General features: G+C 70.4%; 16 protein-coding genes and 1 riboswitch. Of the genes, 12 read left to right on the top strand and 4 right to left on the bottom strand.

What is annotated here, in order from left to right:
- Positions 1-81: 81 nt before the first annotated feature.
- From glyA to gcvT, 3 genes are all read right to left on the bottom strand, one after another.
- Positions 82-1,341: a serine hydroxymethyltransferase gene (gene glyA, locus OG338_RS21915; protein ID WP_405938940.1), complete on the bottom strand. Its 1,260-nt coding sequence runs from the start codon at positions 1,339-1,341 to the stop codon at positions 82-84.
- A 19-nt stretch (positions 1,342-1,360) separates the two neighbouring features.
- Positions 1,361-1,738 carry a glycine cleavage system protein GcvH gene (gene gcvH, locus OG338_RS21920; protein WP_405938941.1) on the bottom strand — a complete coding sequence of 126 codons (378 nt, stop codon included), beginning with the start codon at positions 1,736-1,738 and terminating at the stop codon, positions 1,361-1,363.
- A 101-nt stretch (positions 1,739-1,839) separates the two neighbouring features.
- A complete protein-coding gene (gene gcvT, locus OG338_RS21925; RefSeq protein WP_405938942.1) occupies positions 1,840-2,955 on the bottom strand; it encodes a glycine cleavage system aminomethyltransferase GcvT in 1,116 nt (371 codons plus the stop codon).
- Positions 2,956-3,100: 145 nt separating this feature from the next.
- Positions 3,101-3,194, bottom strand: a riboswitch (glycine riboswitch).
- A 213-nt stretch (positions 3,195-3,407) separates the two neighbouring features.
- On the opposite strand from gcvT, the gene OG338_RS21930 reads away from it, so the two are divergent.
- From OG338_RS21930 to OG338_RS21975, 10 genes are all read left to right on the top strand, one after another.
- Positions 3,408-4,016, top strand: a complete 609-nt coding sequence (locus OG338_RS21930) for an AAA family ATPase (protein ID WP_405938943.1) — start codon at positions 3,408-3,410, stop codon at positions 4,014-4,016.
- Positions 4,017-4,151: 135 nt separating this feature from the next.
- A complete protein-coding gene (locus OG338_RS21935; RefSeq protein ID WP_405938944.1) occupies positions 4,152-4,922 on the top strand; it encodes an enhanced serine sensitivity protein SseB in 771 nt (256 codons plus the stop codon).
- Positions 4,923-5,036: 114 nt separating this feature from the next.
- The gene (locus tag OG338_RS21940) at positions 5,037-5,804 is read left to right on the top strand and encodes an enhanced serine sensitivity protein SseB C-terminal domain-containing protein (RefSeq protein WP_405938945.1); all 768 of its coding nucleotides are present in this window, start codon (positions 5,037-5,039) and stop codon (positions 5,802-5,804) included.
- Positions 5,805-6,088: 284 nt separating this feature from the next.
- The gene (locus tag OG338_RS21945) at positions 6,089-7,081 is read left to right on the top strand and encodes an ABC transporter permease (RefSeq protein WP_405938946.1); all 993 of its coding nucleotides are present in this window, start codon (positions 6,089-6,091) and stop codon (positions 7,079-7,081) included.
- A 45-nt stretch (positions 7,082-7,126) separates the two neighbouring features.
- Positions 7,127-8,887: an ABC transporter substrate-binding protein gene (locus OG338_RS21950; protein ID WP_405938947.1), complete on the top strand. Its 1,761-nt coding sequence runs from the start codon at positions 7,127-7,129 to the stop codon at positions 8,885-8,887.
- 92 nt (positions 8,888-8,979) lie between these two features.
- Positions 8,980-9,969, top strand: a complete 990-nt coding sequence (locus tag OG338_RS21955; protein ID WP_405938948.1) for an ABC transporter permease — start codon at positions 8,980-8,982, stop codon at positions 9,967-9,969.
- A complete protein-coding gene (locus OG338_RS21960; protein WP_405938949.1) occupies positions 9,966-11,072 on the top strand; it encodes an ABC transporter ATP-binding protein in 1,107 nt (368 codons plus the stop codon). Before OG338_RS21955 ends, OG338_RS21960 begins: the two co-directional genes overlap by 4 nt.
- Complete coding sequence (locus tag OG338_RS21965; protein WP_405938950.1) at positions 11,069-12,265, top strand: ABC transporter ATP-binding protein; 1,197 nt, start codon at positions 11,069-11,071, stop codon at positions 12,263-12,265. The genes OG338_RS21960 and OG338_RS21965 overlap by 4 nt, the downstream gene beginning before the upstream one ends.
- 18 nt (positions 12,266-12,283) lie before the next feature.
- Positions 12,284-12,943 carry a trimeric intracellular cation channel family protein gene (locus tag OG338_RS21970; protein ID WP_405938951.1) on the top strand — a complete coding sequence of 220 codons (660 nt, stop codon included), beginning with the start codon at positions 12,284-12,286 and terminating at the stop codon, positions 12,941-12,943.
- Between the two features lie 86 nt (positions 12,944-13,029).
- Positions 13,030-13,866, top strand: a complete 837-nt coding sequence (locus tag OG338_RS21975) for a thioesterase family protein (protein ID WP_405938952.1) — start codon at positions 13,030-13,032, stop codon at positions 13,864-13,866.
- A gap of 21 nt (positions 13,867-13,887) precedes the next feature.
- On the opposite strand, the gene OG338_RS21980 is transcribed toward OG338_RS21975, so the two are convergent.
- Positions 13,888-14,523, bottom strand: coding sequence for a TetR family transcriptional regulator (locus OG338_RS21980; protein WP_405938953.1), 636 nt, complete (start codon positions 14,521-14,523; stop codon positions 13,888-13,890).
- 114 nt (positions 14,524-14,637) lie between these two features.
- On the opposite strand from OG338_RS21980, the gene OG338_RS21985 reads away from it, so the two are divergent.
- Both OG338_RS21985 and OG338_RS21990 read left to right on the top strand, forming a co-directional pair.
- Entirely contained in the window at positions 14,638-14,790 is a 153-nt protein-coding gene (locus OG338_RS21985; protein WP_405938954.1) for a hypothetical protein, read from the top strand.
- Positions 14,787-15,056, top strand: a complete 270-nt coding sequence (locus OG338_RS21990) for a DUF4190 domain-containing protein (RefSeq protein ID WP_405938955.1) — start codon at positions 14,787-14,789, stop codon at positions 15,054-15,056. The genes OG338_RS21985 and OG338_RS21990 overlap by 4 nt, the downstream gene beginning before the upstream one ends.
- The last annotated feature ends 46 nt before the right edge of the window (positions 15,057-15,102 follow it).

Genomic DNA, 15,102 nt, shown 5'->3' on the forward strand with positions numbered 1-15,102 from the left:
GAGGGAACAAGGGGCGGGGCACCGTGCTCACTCTCCAGTGTGCGCGGTGCCCCGCCCCGACGTGCGATCACGCAGGTCCGGCTACTTCAGGCCGGGGTACAGCGGGAACTTCTCGGCGAGCTTGGTGACCCGGGCCTTCAGGTCGTCCGCGTCGTAGGACGGCTTGAGGGCCGAGGCGATGATCTCGGCGACCTCGGTGAAGTCCTCGGTGCCGAAGCCGCGGGTGGCCAGGGCCGGGGTGCCGATCCGGAGGCCGGAGGTGACCATCGGCGGGCGCGGGTCGTTGGGGATGGCGTTCCGGTTGACCGTGATGCCCAGCTCGTGGAGCCGGTCCTCGGCCTGCTGGCCGTCCAGCTCCGAGTTGCGCAGGTCCACCAGGACCAGGTGCACATCGGTGCCGCCGGACAGGACGGAGACGCCGGCCTCGGTGACGTCGGGCTGCACCAGGCGCTCGGCCAGGATGCGGGCGCCCTCCAGGGTGCGCTGCTGGCGCTCCTTGAACTCCTCGCCCGCCGCGACCTTGAACGAGACCGCCTTGGCCGCGATCACGTGCTCCAGCGGGCCGCCCTGCTGACCGGGGAAGACCGCCGAGTTGATCTTCTTGGCGAGCTCCTGGGTGGAGAGGATCACACCGCCGCGCGGACCGCCGAGGGTCTTGTGCGTGGTGGTGGTGACGACGTGGGCGTGCGGCACCGGGCTGGGGTGCAGGCCCGCGGCGACCAGGCCGGCGAAGTGCGCCATGTCGACCATCAGGTACGCGCCGACCTCGTCCGCGATACGGCGGAAGGCGGCGAAGTCCAGCTGGCGCGGGTAGGCGGACCAGCCGGCGACGATCAGCTGCGGCTTGGCCTCCTTGGCCAGGCGCTCGACCTCGGCCATGTCCACGACACCGGTGTCGTCCACGTGGTACGGGACCACGTTGTAGAGCTTGCCGGAGAAGTTGATCTTCATGCCGTGGGTCAGGTGACCGCCGTGCGCCAGATTCAGGCCCATGATCGTGTCGCCCGGCTTCAGCAGCGCGAACATCGCGGCGGCGTTCGCCTGTGCACCGGAGTGCGGCTGGACGTTCGCGGCCTCGGCGCCGAAGAGCGCCTTGATCCGGTCGATCGCGATCTGCTCGACCACGTCGACGTGCTCACAGCCGCCGTAGTAGCGGCGGCCGGGGTAGCCCTCGGCGTACTTGTTGGTCAGGACGGAGCCCTGTGCCTCCATGACCGCGACCGGAGCGAAGTTCTCCGAGGCGATCATTTCGAGCGTGGACTGCTGGCGCAGGAGCTCGGCGTCGACGGCGGCGGCGACGTCCGGGTCCAGCTCGTGGAGGGAGGAATTGAGAAGCGACATCAGGTGGTCCCTTGGGGTCTCAGTTGCCGGAGAACTCGGTGTACTCGTCGGCGGAGAGCAGGTCCTTCGGCTCCTCCGCGACACGTACCTTGAACAGCCAGCCGCCTTCGAACGGAGCGGAGTTGACCAGCGACGGGTCGTCCACGACGTCCTGGTTGGACGCGGTGATCTCACCGGTCACCGGCGAGTACAGGTCGCTCACCGACTTGGTCGACTCCAGCTCGCCGCAGGTCTCGCCCGCGGTCACCTTGTCGCCGACCTCGGGAAGCTGCGCGAACACGACGTCACCGAGTGCGTTGGCCGCGTGCTCGGTGATGCCGACCGTCGCCACACCGTCCTCGACGGGCGACAGCCACTCGTGTTCCTTGCTGTACCGCAGCTGCTGGGGGTTGCTCATGGTCTGAATTCTCCTGTACGCGGGGAGTGCGGATGAACGATGGTCTTACGGTGTGAGACGGGACCGCGTCACGTGTGCGGCACCGGCCGGGTCCTACGGTTCTACTTCTCGCGCTTGTAGAAGGGGAGCGCCACGACCTCGTACGGCTCGTGGCTGCCCCGGATCTCCACCGAGACTCCGGCGGTGCCCGGCTCGGCGTGCGCCGCGTCGACGTACGCCATGGCGATCGGCTTCCCCAGCGTCGGGGAGGGGGCCCCGGAGGTGACCTCGCCGATGACCTCGCCGTTCGCCACGACCGGGAAGCCGGCGCGCGGCACCCGGCGGCCCTCGGCGACCAGGCCGACGAGCTTGCGGGGCGGGGCGGTCGCGGCGCGCTCCGCGGCGGCCTCCAGCGCCTTGCGGCCGACGAAGTCGCCGTCCTTCTCGAACTTCACGACCCGGCCGAGCCCGGCGTCGAACGGGGTCAGCGAGGTCGTCAGCTCGTGCCCGTACAGCGGCATGCCCGCCTCCAGGCGCAGCGTGTCACGGCAGGACAGGCCGCACGGGATCAGGCCGTGCGCGGCGCCCGCCTCGGTCAGCGCCTTCCACAGCTGCTCGGCGTGGCCGGGCGCGACGAACAGCTCGAAGCCGTCCTCGCCGGTGTAGCCGGTACGGGCGATCAGCGCGGGCACCCCGGCGACCGTGCCGGGCAGTCCGGCGTAGTACTTCAGGCCGTCCAGGTCGGCGTCGGTCACGGCCGCCAGGATCGCCGGGGACTCGGGGCCCTGCACGGCGAGCAGCGCGTACGCGTCGCGGTCGTCGCGGACCTCGGCGTCGAAGCCGGCGGCGCGCCCGGTCAGCGTGTCCAGGACGAGCTGGGCGTTGCCGGCGTTGGCGACGACCATGTACTCCGTGTCCTGGAGGCGGTAGACGATCAGGTCGTCCAGGATGCCGCCGTCCTCGGCGCAGATCATCGTGTAGCGGGCCCGGCCGGTGGAGACCGTGCCGATGTTGCCGACCAGCGCGTAGTTCAGCAGGTCCACGGCCTGCGGCCCGGTGACCGTGATCTCGCCCATGTGGGACAGGTCGAAGAGCCCGGCCTTCGTGCGCACGGCGTTGTGCTCGTCGCGCTCACTCGCGTAACGCAGCGGCATGTCCCAGCCCGCGAAGTCGGTCATGGTGGCGCCCAGCGACCGGTGCAATGCGTCGAGGGCGGTGAGACGAGGGGTGCTGCTCATGAAAACGGGCTCCCAGGGCATGACGACGACGAGGACGATCCCTCCCCATCTGTCATCGGAACCTGAGAGGTTCGCCGAGAGACCCCACAGGGGTTCGGCTTGCACCTTGGGTGGAGCCGCCGGGCGGCTCGCTTTTCAGATCTGCCTCATCCACGCGGTACGGGGCCTGAGAGATTCAAGGGAGGATCTTGCTCCTTCGGCGCCCGGCACGGTGACCGGGACTCTCCCGCGCGGATTCAAGCGGCCTGTATGCAGTTGGCGGGGTCATCATCGCACGCATTCCGGGGGAGCGGGGCGCCGGGACGGGTGGACCGGGTCACGGTTGCGCGGCGGGCCGGGTCGCGGTCGCGAGGTGCGTCGGAGGCTTGTGCCGTATTACCTTTTCTTTACACTTCAGGGGTAGGTATCGGTCCTGCACGCGTCGGCCGTACGGCCAGGGGGAGGCGACGACGTTGCGCCATGCGCCCCATCCGCCCGTCGTCCGCGACCTGCGCGGCCGGTCCGGGCACGGCCCGGTCGCCCTGAGCTTCGCCGCCGGGGACGTCGTGGTCGTCTCCGGGCTCCCCGGCGCCGGCAAGTCGACGCTGATCGCCCGCACCGCCCCCGGGCAGGCGGTCGACTCCCAGGACACCCGGGACCGCTGGGCCCGCCGGCTGCCCCGCTTACTCCCCTACGTCCTCTACCGCCCGCTCGTCCGCCTCGCCCACTACCGCGGGCTGCGGCGGACGCTGCGCTCCGGCGCCTCCGCCGTCGTCCACGACTGCGGTACGCAGAGCTGGGTCCGCGCCCTGCTCGCCCGCCATGCCCGGCGCCGGGGCGGCGGCCTGCATCTCGTCCTGCTCGATGTCTCCGCCCGCACCGCGCGCGAGGGCCAGCGCGAGCGCGGCCGGGGCGTCTCCGCGTACGCCTTCGCCCGGCACCGCAGAGCCGTCGGCCGGCTGCTGCGCGACACCGAGGCCGGGCTGCTGCCGCACGGCTGCGCCTCGGCGGTGCTGCTCGACCGCGAGGCGGCCGGGGCGCTCACCCGCATCACATTCGCGAACGCACAGACCGACGGCTGAAAATGGACCGTCCAACGGCTGGACGGTAGCCGGGACGGGCAGTTTCCGGACAGCCCCGGGACAGCCCCGGGGAGCGACGGAGTCCCGCCGAGGCCGTACCCTCTTGCTGCACGGCAACGGGGTGAGAGGGAAGCAGTGGACATTCCGGCACAGACCGGGAGCCTGCCGCAGGGCGGCTGGCCGGCCAATGAACTCGAAGAGGTGCTGAGCGCCTCGCTCGGCGCTCCGGAGGCGGGCGGCCGCCTGCTGGAGGTGCTGGGCCGCAGCCATGTCTGGGTGCCCCTGCCGAACGGCGGCGGACCCGACGCCCGGGACCTGGACCTGCCCGCGCTGGAGATCGACGGCGCCGCGTACGTCCCCGTCTACAGCTCCGAGCACCAGTTCCTCAGCTGCGTCGGCGCCCAGCTGTCCTTCACCGTCGCCCCCGCCGTCGAATTCGCCCGCGGACTGCCCCCGCAGCTCGGTATCGCCGTCAACCCGGGCGGCGCCGTCGGACTGCCGCTGCCGCCGCCCGCCGTCGCCGAGCTGTGCCGGGCCGGGCGCACCCCGCTCGACGGCTCCGCGACCGGGGGCCGGGTCCGGCTGTACGAGCCGGACTGGAAGGAGGAGCCCGTCGACTTCCTGGCCGCCGCCGCAGGCGAGTTCCAGGAGAGCGGCGTCGTCCGCACCGCCCGCCGGGTCCTGGCCGACGTCGAGGGCGACGGCCCGGTGCTCTTCGTCGGCGTCGAGTTCGCCACCTGGGACGGCGCCGGACAGAGCGCCCCGATGGACGCCCTGGGCCGGGCGCTGGGCCGCGTCGCGGTGCCGTGGCCGGTCAATCTCGTCCTCCTCGACGTGGCGCAGGACCCGGTCGCCGACTGGATGCGCGAGCGGGTGCGGCCCTTCTACACACGCGCCCCGGAGTGACGGGCGGCGGCCGCGGCGTCAAGCCGGTGACAGTGCGGCCGCATAAGCTGGTTTGATGGCTGAAGGCCGATGCCCGGTGGCCGAAGCAGAGGATCTACGAGGGGCGGGACCAGGGTGAGTGCGTCAGGCACCGCGGCGGCCGGTCAGGTCGAGCACATGCTGCGACAGGTCGCTCCCGGGCGGTACGACGCGTACGAGGCGCTGCTCCGGGCCCTCGCGTCCGGCCGGGTCTGGATGCTCCTGTGGCACGGCCGCCCCGGCGCCCCCGACGCCCAGTACGGGAACATGGAGGTCGACGGCCTGGGCTACGCCCCGTGCGTCACCTCCCCCCAGGAGCTCACCGCCAGCGGCTGGAACCGGGACCACGAGGTCGTCGCCGGACTGGACATCGCGCGCGCCCTCTACCCGGACCGCTGGGGCGTCTGGCTCAATCCGCACGCCCCGGGCGGCGGCGTCGGCATCCCCTGGCTGGACCTGCGCCGCATCGCGACCGGCCTCGACCGGATGCCCGCCGGCCCGCTGCGGATCGGCGAACCCGCCCTCGACCTCGCGCAGTTCTACGCCCAGCTCACGCAGAACGCCCACCACACCCCCGCGATCCGCTCGCTGCGCCGCGCCTGGGTGCAGCCCGCGCTCGGCGCCCCGTATCTCGCGGTCGGCCTCGACCTGTACGACACGAGCCGGGCGTCCGTCGACGCGGTGCGCGCGATGATGGGCCAGTCGGTCGGCGCCGTCCCGGACGGGCTGCCGGTCTCCACGGTCGCGATGTCCGACGAGTACGACCCGGTCGCGATGTGGCTGCGGGCCAACTCCCGCCCCTTCTACGACCGCGAGGCGCACGCCGCGCCCGGTTACGGCTACCCCCAGGCACCCACGTACTGATTCCGCGTCAGATCCCTGCCGTATCGGGGGCATTGCGGGCACTTCGGTGTTCGTGCGCGAAGTGTTCGTTATCGCTGTTTTGCGACCGAGAGGCCCGAATTCCGAGCCCGGCTGTTCGGATATCGGAAGCATTCTGACGTCATCACGTTTGAGCAAACATTCCCCGCCAGGTCTGGCGGGTGTGCAGGCCGTGGCTGAAGACTCCCACGCAACTAGCTATGTACGAGCCGCTACCGCGGCGGTCACGGGCCGGCCACCGCCGGCCGAGAGGGGTCTCCAGCGCAATGACGGCACCTATCGAGACCACCAGGGCGGATGCGCGGCCCGAAGCGGTGCTGGAAGGCGCGGGCCGCAAGGAGATCGAGGGCCGTTCGCTCGGCCGCATCGCCTGGACCCGGTTCAAGCGGGACAAGGCCGCGATGGCCGGTGGCATCGTTGTCGTCCTGCTGATCCTGACCGCGGTGCTCTCCAAGCCGCTCCAGTCGCTCCTGGGCCTCGACCCCAACGCGTTCAACCAGACGCTGGTCGACCCCGTCATGCTGGCGCCCAAGGGCAGCTTCGGCGGGATCAGCTGGGACCACCCGTTCGGCGTCGAGCCGCAGACCGGCCGCGACATCTTCGCGCGCATCCTCGAAGGCTCCTGGGTCTCGCTCGTCGTGGCCGTCGGCTCCACCCTGCTCTCCGTCGTCATCGGCGTCGTCATGGGTGTCGTGGCCGGTTTCTACGGCGGCTGGGTGGACAGCCTGATCAGCAGGCTGATGGACACCTTCCTGGCCTTCCCGCTGCTGCTCTTCGCGATCTCCATCTCCGCGTCCCTCCAGGGCAACGCCTTCGGGATGGAAGGGCTCACGCTGCGGATCGCGGTCCTGATCTTCGTGATCGGCTTCTTCAGCTGGCCGTACATCGGCCGCATCGTGCGCGCGCAGACGCTGTCGCTCCGCGAGCGCGAGTTCGTGGAGGCCGCCAGGTCGCTGGGCGCCCGCGGGCCGTTCATCCTCTTCCGCGAGCTGCTGCCCAACCTGGTCGCGCCGATCCTCGTGTACGCGACGCTGCTGATCCCCACGAACATCCTCTTCGAGGCGGCCCTGTCCTTCCTGGGCGTGGGCATCGCACCGCCGCAGGCGTCCTGGGGCGGCATGCTCACGCAGGCGGTCGACCTCTACGAGGTGGACCCGATGTTCATGGTCATCCCCGGCATGGCGATCTTCATCACCGTGCTGGCCTTCAACCTGCTGGGGGACGGGCTGCGTGACGCACTCGACCCTCGTGGCAAGTAAACGCGGCAGTCGCCGCACAGGACTAGCGAGGGGGCTTTCCTCAGCATGCAGAACAGAAAGACAGCGGCGCTCATCGCCGTCGCGATCGCGGTGTCGCTCGGCGCCACGGCGTGCAGCAAGGACTCGGACGGCGGCAGCGGCAAGAGCGGCGGCGGCAGCGCCAAGGCCGACGCGGGCCTGACGAGCATCGTCAACGCCAGTGACAAGAAGGGCGGGACGGTCACCTACGAGCACACCAGTGGCCCGGACTCCCTGGACCCCGGCAACACGTACTACGGCTGGGTGCAGAACTTCGCCCGCCTGTACGCCCGTTCGCTGGTGACCTTCAAGCCGGCCGCCGGCAAGGAGGGCCTCCAGGTCGTCCCCGACCTCGCCACCGGTCTCGGCAAGGCGAGCGCGGACGCGAAGACCTGGACGTACACGCTGCGCAAGGGCGTGAAGTTCGAGGACGGCTCCGAGATCACCTCGCAGGACGTCAAGTACGCCGTCGAGCGCTCCAACTTCGCGCCGGAGGCCCTGTCCAACGGCCCGACGTACTTCAAGGCGTACCTTGAGGGCGGCGACAAGTACAAGGGTCCCTACAAGGACAAGTCCACCGCGGGTCTGAAGTCCATCGAGACCCCGGACAAGTACACGATCGTCTTCCACCTCAACAAGCCGTTCGCGGACATGGACTACCTGGCCGCGTTCTCGCAGACCGCGCCGATCCAGCAGAAGGCCGACACGGGCGCCAGCTACGTCCAGAAGATGGTCTCCTCGGGTCCGTACAAGTTCTCGGCGTACGACGAGAGCAAGGGCGCGACCCTGGTCCGCAACCCGGAGTGGGACCCGAAGACGGACCCGATCCGCAAGGCGCTGCCGGACAAGATCGAGCTGAAGTTCAACGTCAACCCCACCACCGTCGACGAGCACCTGCTCAACGACGAGACCACCGCGGACATCGCGGGCACCGGTCTCCAGTCCAAGACCCAGCCCAAGGTCCTGAGCAAGGCGTCCGAGAAGGCGAAGACGGACAACCCGTACGCCGGCGCCCTCCAGTACCTCGCGCTGAACGTCAACGTGAAGCCGTTCGACAACGTCGAGTGCCGCAAGGCCGTCCAGTACGCGGTCGACAAGCAGAGCATGATCGACTCGATCGGCGGCTCGGTCAAGGGCGACCCGGCGAGCACGGTCATCCCCCCGACCGTCGCCGGCTACAAGAAGTTCGACCTGTACCCGAGCGAGGGCAGCAAGGGCGACGCGGCCAAGGCCAAGGAGCACCTGGCCAAGTGCGGTCACCCGGACGGCTTCAAGACCACGCTGACGGCGCGCTCCGACCGTCCTGACGAGGTCACCGCCGCCACGCAGCTCCAGAACAGCCTGAAGGCGATCGGTATCACCGCCGAGATCAAGCAGTTCCCGGCGGACAAGTACTTCACCGACTTCGCGGGCGTCCCGGCCTGGGTCCACAAGAACAACGCGGGCATGATGATGATGGCCTGGGGTGCCGACTGGCCGACCGGCTTCGGCTTCCTCGACCAGATCGTCAACGGCTCGGCCATCAAGCCCTCCGGCGGCACCAACCTGATGGAGCTGAACGACAAGGCGATCAACGACCTCCTCGTCAAGGGCATCGGCACCGTCGACACCACGGAGCGCAACGCCACGTGGGGCGAGGTCGACCAGAAGGTCATGGAGAACGCCTCGGTCGTTCCCCTCTTCTACCGCAAGAACCTGCTCTACCGCCCGTCCTCCGCGGCGAACGTCACCGTCACCGACGCGTACCTCGGCATGTACGACTACGTGCTCATGACGTCCAGCAAGTAGTAGCGCCTGTTCATCAAAAGCATCCCCTGAAAGGCAGGTGAAGGCGCCGGGCGGCGGGGTTTCCCGCCCCACCCGCCCGGCGCCGCACGGCTGTGGCTGCGTATATCATCCGACGCGTATTCGCCGCGGTGTTGCTGCTGCTGGTGGTCAGCGCAGTCACGTTCGCGATCTTCTTCCTGGTGCCCCGCCTCGGCGGGCAGACCCTCGACTCCATGGCCGCCCAGTACGTGGGGAAGAGCCCCGACCCCGACGTCATCGCCGCGGTCAAGAAGAACCTGGGGCTGGACCAGCCCCTGTACCTCCAGTACTGGCACTTCATCAAGGGCCTCGTGGTCGGCGCCCAGTACCAGTTCGGCCCCGACCCCGTCACCTGCAACGCCCCGTGCTTCGGCTACTCGTTCAAGACGCACACCGAGATCTGGCCGCAGCTCGTGGACCGGGTCCCGGTCACCCTCTCGCTGGCCGTCGGTGCCGCCGTCATCTGGGTCGTCTCGGGTGTCGCCATCGGCGTCGTCTCCGCGCTGAAGCGGGGCTCGCTCTTCGACCGCCTCTCCATGGGCGTCGCCCTCGCCGGTGTCTCGCTGCCGATGTTCTTCACCGGCCTGGTCGTCCTGGCGCTCTTCGGCAACGGGGAGTACGTGCCCATCACCGAGGACCCGGTCGCCTGGGCGGGCAGCCTGGTGCTGCCCTGGTGCACGCTCGCCCTGCTGTACTCCGCCCTCTACGCCCGGCTCACCCGGGCCGGGATGCTGGAGACCATGAGCGAGGACTACATCCGCACCGCGCGCGCCAAGGGCCTCCAGGAACGCAAGGTGGTCGTCAAGCACGGGCTGCGGTCCGCGCTCACCCCGCTGATCACGATCTTCGGCATGGACTTCGCGCTGCTCCTCGGCGGCGCGGTCATCACCGAACGCGTCTTCTCCTTCCAGGGGCTCGGCGCCTTCGCCATCCAGGGCGTGACCACCGCCGACCTGCCCAAGGTGATGGGCGTGACCCTGGTCGCGGCCTTCTTCATCGTCATCTGCAACCTGCTGGTGGACCTCGTGTACGCCGCGATCGACCCCCGGGTGAGGCTCTCATGAGCGGCGCGACCAAGAAGGACTCGACCAAGAAGGACGCGGCCGGGAAGGACGCGGCCGTCCCGGCCCCGCGCCCGGGCGACGGCCGCCCGTTCCTCTCCGTACGCGACCTCAGCGTCCACTTCGACACCGACGACGGCCTGGTCAAGTCCGTGGACGGCGTCAGCTTCGACCTGGAGGCCGGCCGGACCCTCGGCATCGTCGGCGAGTCCGGCTCCGGCAAGTCCGTGACCTCGCTGGGGATCATGGGCCTGCACACCTCGGAGCGGGCCCGCATCGGCGGCGAGATCTGGCTGGAGGGCGAGGAGCTGATCGGCTCGGGCGCCGAGCGGGTACGGAAGCTGCGCGGCCAGAAGATGGCCATGATCTTCCAGGACCCGCTGTCCGCCCTGCACCCGTACTACACGATCGGCGCGCAGATCGTGGAGGCCCACCGGGTCCACCACAAGGTCGACAGGAAGACCGCCAGGAAGCGCGCCGTCGACATGCTCGACCGGGTCGGCATCCCCGAGCCGCACCGCAGGTTCGAGGACTATCCGCACCAGTTCTCCGGCGGCATGCGCCAGCGCGCGATGATCGCGATGGCCCTGGTCAACAATCCGCAGCTGCTCATCGCCGACGAGCCGACGACCGCCCTCGACGTCACCGTCCAGGCGCAGATCCTCGACCTGATCCGCGATCTCCAGAAGGAGTTCGGCTCTGCGGTCATCATGATCACCCACGACCTCGGCGTCGTCGCCGAGATCGCGGACGAGATCCTGGTGATGTACGCGGGACGGTGCGTCGAGCGCGGCTCGGCCGAGAAGGTGTTCTACGAGCCCCAGCACCCGTACACCTGGGGCCTGCTCGGCTCGATGCCGCGGATCGACCGGGAGCAGACCGAGCGGCTGGTCCCCGTCAAGGGCTCGCCGCCCAGTCTCATCAACGTCCCGCCGGGCTGCGCCTTCCACCCGCGCTGCCCGTACGCCGACGTCCCGCCCGACAACATCACCCGCACCGAGCGTCCGGAGCTGCGCCAGGCCGGCGACGGGCACTTCTCCGCGTGCCACATGTCGCCCGAGCAGCGCGACCGGATCTGGACCGAAGAGATTGCGCCGAAGCTGTGACTGAGCTGAACAAGAAGACTCCCGCGCCCGCCGCGGCCGGGTCGGACGGGTCCGGCGCCGAACCGCTGCTCAAGGTGGACGGCCTGGTCAAGCACTTCCCGATCACCAAGGGCGTGCTGAAGCGCAAGGTCGGCGCGGTCCAGGCCGTGGACGGGCTCACCTTCGACGTGCGCCCCGGGGAGACCCTGGGCGTCGTCGGCGAGTCGGGCTGCGGCAAGTCGACCATGGGCCGGCTGGTGACCCGGCTCCTTGAACCGACCGGCGGCAAGGTCGAGTTCCAGGGCCGCGACATCACCCATATGTCCGCCGGACGGCTGCGGCCGATGCGGCGCGACATCCAGATGATCTTCCAGGACCCGTACGGTTCGCTGAACCCGCGCCACACGGTCGGCGGGATCGTCTCCACCCCCTTCCGGCTCCAGGGCGTCAAGCCCGAGGGCGGCGTGAAGGCGGAGGTCCAGCGGCTGCTGGAGCTGGTCGGGCTCAATCCCGAGCACTACAACCGCTATCCGCACGAGTTCTCCGGCGGCCAGCGCCAGCGCATCGGCATCGCCCGGGCGCTCGCGCTCAAGCCGAAGCTGGTCGTCGCGGACGAGCCGGTCTCCGCGCTGGACGTGTCGATCCAGGCCCAGGTGGTGAACCTGCTGGACGACCTCCAGGACGAGCTGGGTCTCACGTACATGATCATCGCGCACGACCTGTCGGTGATCCGCCATGTCTCGGACCGGATCGCGGTCATGTACCTCGGCAAGATCGTGGAGCTGGCGGACCGCAAGTCGCTGTACGAGGCGCCCATGCACCCGTACACGAAGGCGCTGATGTCCGCGGTGCCCGTGCCGGACCCGCGCCGGCGCGGTGCCAAGAGCGACCGCATCCTGCTCAAGGGCGATGTCCCGTCGCCGATCTCGCCGCCCGCCGGCTGCCGGTTCCACACCCGGTGCTGGAAGGCGACGAAGGTCTGCGGCACGACCGAGCCGCCGCTGCTCCGACTGAAGACCGGGCACCAGGTGGCCTGCCACCACCCGGAGAACGGCGAGGACCAGGCACCGGGCGACGCACCGCTGGTCACGGATGTGATCACGGTCCGGTCGGCACCGGCGGAGCCCACGGAGGTGCCCGCCGAGGAGGCACCGGAGGAGCCCGCGAAGTCCGCCGAGTCCTCCGAGCCCGCCCCGGACGGTACGAAGGAGTAGTACGGGCACAATTGCCCGGTGCTCAACGAACTGTTCACGCCCTCCGTCCAGCACGCGCTCGACATCGTGGGGATCTTCGTCTTCGCGATCTCGGGCGCCCTGCTCGCCGTACGCAAGAACTTCGATGTCTTCGGCATCGCGGTGCTCGCCGAGGTGACCGCGCTGGGCGGAGGGCTCTTCCGCGATCTGATCATCGGCGCGGTACCGCCCGCCGCCTTCACGGATCTCGGGTACTTCACCACCCCGCTGCTCGCCGCCGGACTCGTCTTCTTCCTCCACCCGCACGTGGAGCGCATCCAGGTCGGCGTGAACGTCTTCGACGCGGCCGGCCTCGGGCTGTTCTGCGTGACCGGCACGGTGAAGGCGTACGACTACGGGCTCGGCCTCACCTCGTCGGCGGCGCTCGGGCTCGCCACGGCGGTCGGCGGCGGTGTGCTGCGGGACGTCCTGGCCAACGAGGTGCCCTCGCTGCTGCGCTGGGACCGGGACCTGTACGCGGTGCCGGCCATGGTGGGCGCCACCATGATCGTGCTCTGCATCCGCTTCGACACGCTCAACGCCCTGACCAGCGGCGCGGCCGTGATCACCGCGTTCGTCCTGCGGCTGCTCGCGCTCCGCTTCCACTGGCGGGCCCCGCGCGCCTACAACCGGCGCTCGGCGCGGGCGGACGAGGGGTGACGAGGGGGCGAGGGGTGACGAGGGGTGGCTCACTCCGGCAGTCAAAAAGCTACCGCTCAGTAATACAATCGGTGTACGGTGCGTCCATGGCACAGGCAACCATCGGGGACAGCGAGTTCGACCGGGACACCGCGGTCACCCTGCGCGAAGAGGGCGTCTACGACGCGGAGCTCTCGGCGGGCTGGACGATCATCCACGCCGTCAACGGCGGCTATCTGCTGGCGATGCTGGGCCGCGCGCTCGGCGAGGCCCTGCCGCACGCGGACCCGTTCTCCGTCTCCGCGCACTACCTCACCGCCTCCGTGCCCGGCCCGGCGGTGATCCGGACCCAGGCCGTCCGCACCGGCCGCACGCTCTCCACCGGTCAGGCGTCGCTCTTCCAGTACGCCGAGGACGGCACCGAGGTCGAGCGCATCCGCGTCCTCGCCACCTACGGCGACCTGGACGCGCTCAGCGACGACGTCCGCACCGCCGCGAAGCCGCCGGCCATCCCGCCGCGCGAGCACTGCCTCGGCCCGAGCGACGGACCGGCGCCGATCCCGGGCAGCTCCGCGATCACCGACCGGCTGGACATCAAGCTGGACCCGGCGACCCTCGGCTGGGCGATCGGGCAGCCCTCCGGCAAGGGTGAAATGCGCGGCTGGTTCGGTCTGGCCGACGGCCGCGACGCCGACGCGCTCTCCCTGCTGCTCACCGTGGACGCGCTGCCGCCGACCTCGTTCGAGCTGGGGCTCAAGGGCTGGACGCCCACCATCGAGCTCACCACGCACATCCGCTGCCGCCCGGCCCCGGGCCCGCTCCGCGTCTCCATCACCACCCGCAACCTGGCGGGCGGCTTCCTGGAGGAGGACGCGGACGTCTGGGACAGCGCCGACCGCCTGGTCGCCCAGTCCCGCCAGCTCGCCCGCGCCCCGCGCGGCTGACCCTCCCGGCCGTTCTTCTTCTCAGGCGCCCTGGGCCGGCTCGTCGAGCCAGTGCAGGGCGCCGAGTGCGATGAGCCGCAGCCGGCGCCCCGCCGTGCGGGCTACCCGCTCGTCGTCCGCCGGGCCCGTGTCCAGCAGGGCCGACGCGGTGATCACCATGTGGTCCACATAGAGACCGCCCAGCATCAACAGGTCCTCCTCGGACCAGCCCGCGGACTCCGGCTCGGCCGCGAGGGCCGCCGCCACCTCCTCGGCGAACCGCCGCAGCTGTGCCGCGATGGCCTCGCGGACCGGGCCGACCCCGCCGTGCTGCTCCCGCGCGATGAAGCGGAAGTGCGCGGGCTGCTCCCGTACGTGACGCCGTATCAGCTCCACGCTGCGGTCGAGCCGGGCCTCGCTGTCGCCGGTCCCGGCGAGGATCGCGCCGATCATGCCGTGCAGGCTGCCCAGGGTCTGTTCGACCAGGGCGACCCCGAGTGCGGGCACGCTCTCGAAGTGCCGGTAGAAGGCCGTGGGCGTGATGCCGGCCGCCCGGGTCACCTCGCGCAGTCCGAGACTGCTCAGGCTCTGCTCCGCCAGCAGCCCCAGCGCGGCGTCCAGCAGCGCCTGGCGCGTGCGCAGCTTCTGGTTCTGGCGGACCCCCGCGGTGTGACTCATGCCATTCAGTAAACAACTGTTCTCCGGGGCGGGGAAGGGCTGTACGGGTTTAGACTCAGGAGTCAGTGAACAGTCGTACTCTCAATGGTCCGTCCGCACACGGAAAGGCCGAACATGATCGTCCTCGTCGCCGCCCTGCTCCTGCTGGGAATCGTGCTGGGAGCGGTGGCCCAGATCCCGCTTCCCCTGTCGCTCGTCCTCGGCGCCCTCATCGCCTGCTGGCTCCTGGTCTTCGCGGTACGCGAGCGGGCGCGGAGCACCCGGTGAGCGCCCCGGCGCAAGCCGCCCCGCGCACCCGCCGGGACGCCGACGGACTCGCCGTCGCCTCGTTCGTGCTGGGCCTCGTCGGGCTCCTGGTGATGAACCTCCTGCTGGGCCCCGCAGCCATCGTGATGGCCCTGGTGGCCCTGGCCCGCTCCACCACCCGGCGCACCCGCGCCTTCCTCGGCCTCGCGCTCGGCGTCGCCGACCTGGTGGTCCTGGCCTTCCTGGTCACCGGAAACGGCGTCGTCTCCTGGGGCTTCGGCGCCTGACCCGCACGGCCGTCGCGCGGCGCGCGGGCCCGGGACCCGATGCGCC

This window comes from Streptomyces sp. NBC_00726 (assembly GCF_045161735.1).
In the GTDB taxonomy this organism is placed as follows: domain Bacteria; phylum Actinomycetota; class Actinomycetes; order Streptomycetales; family Streptomycetaceae; genus Streptomyces.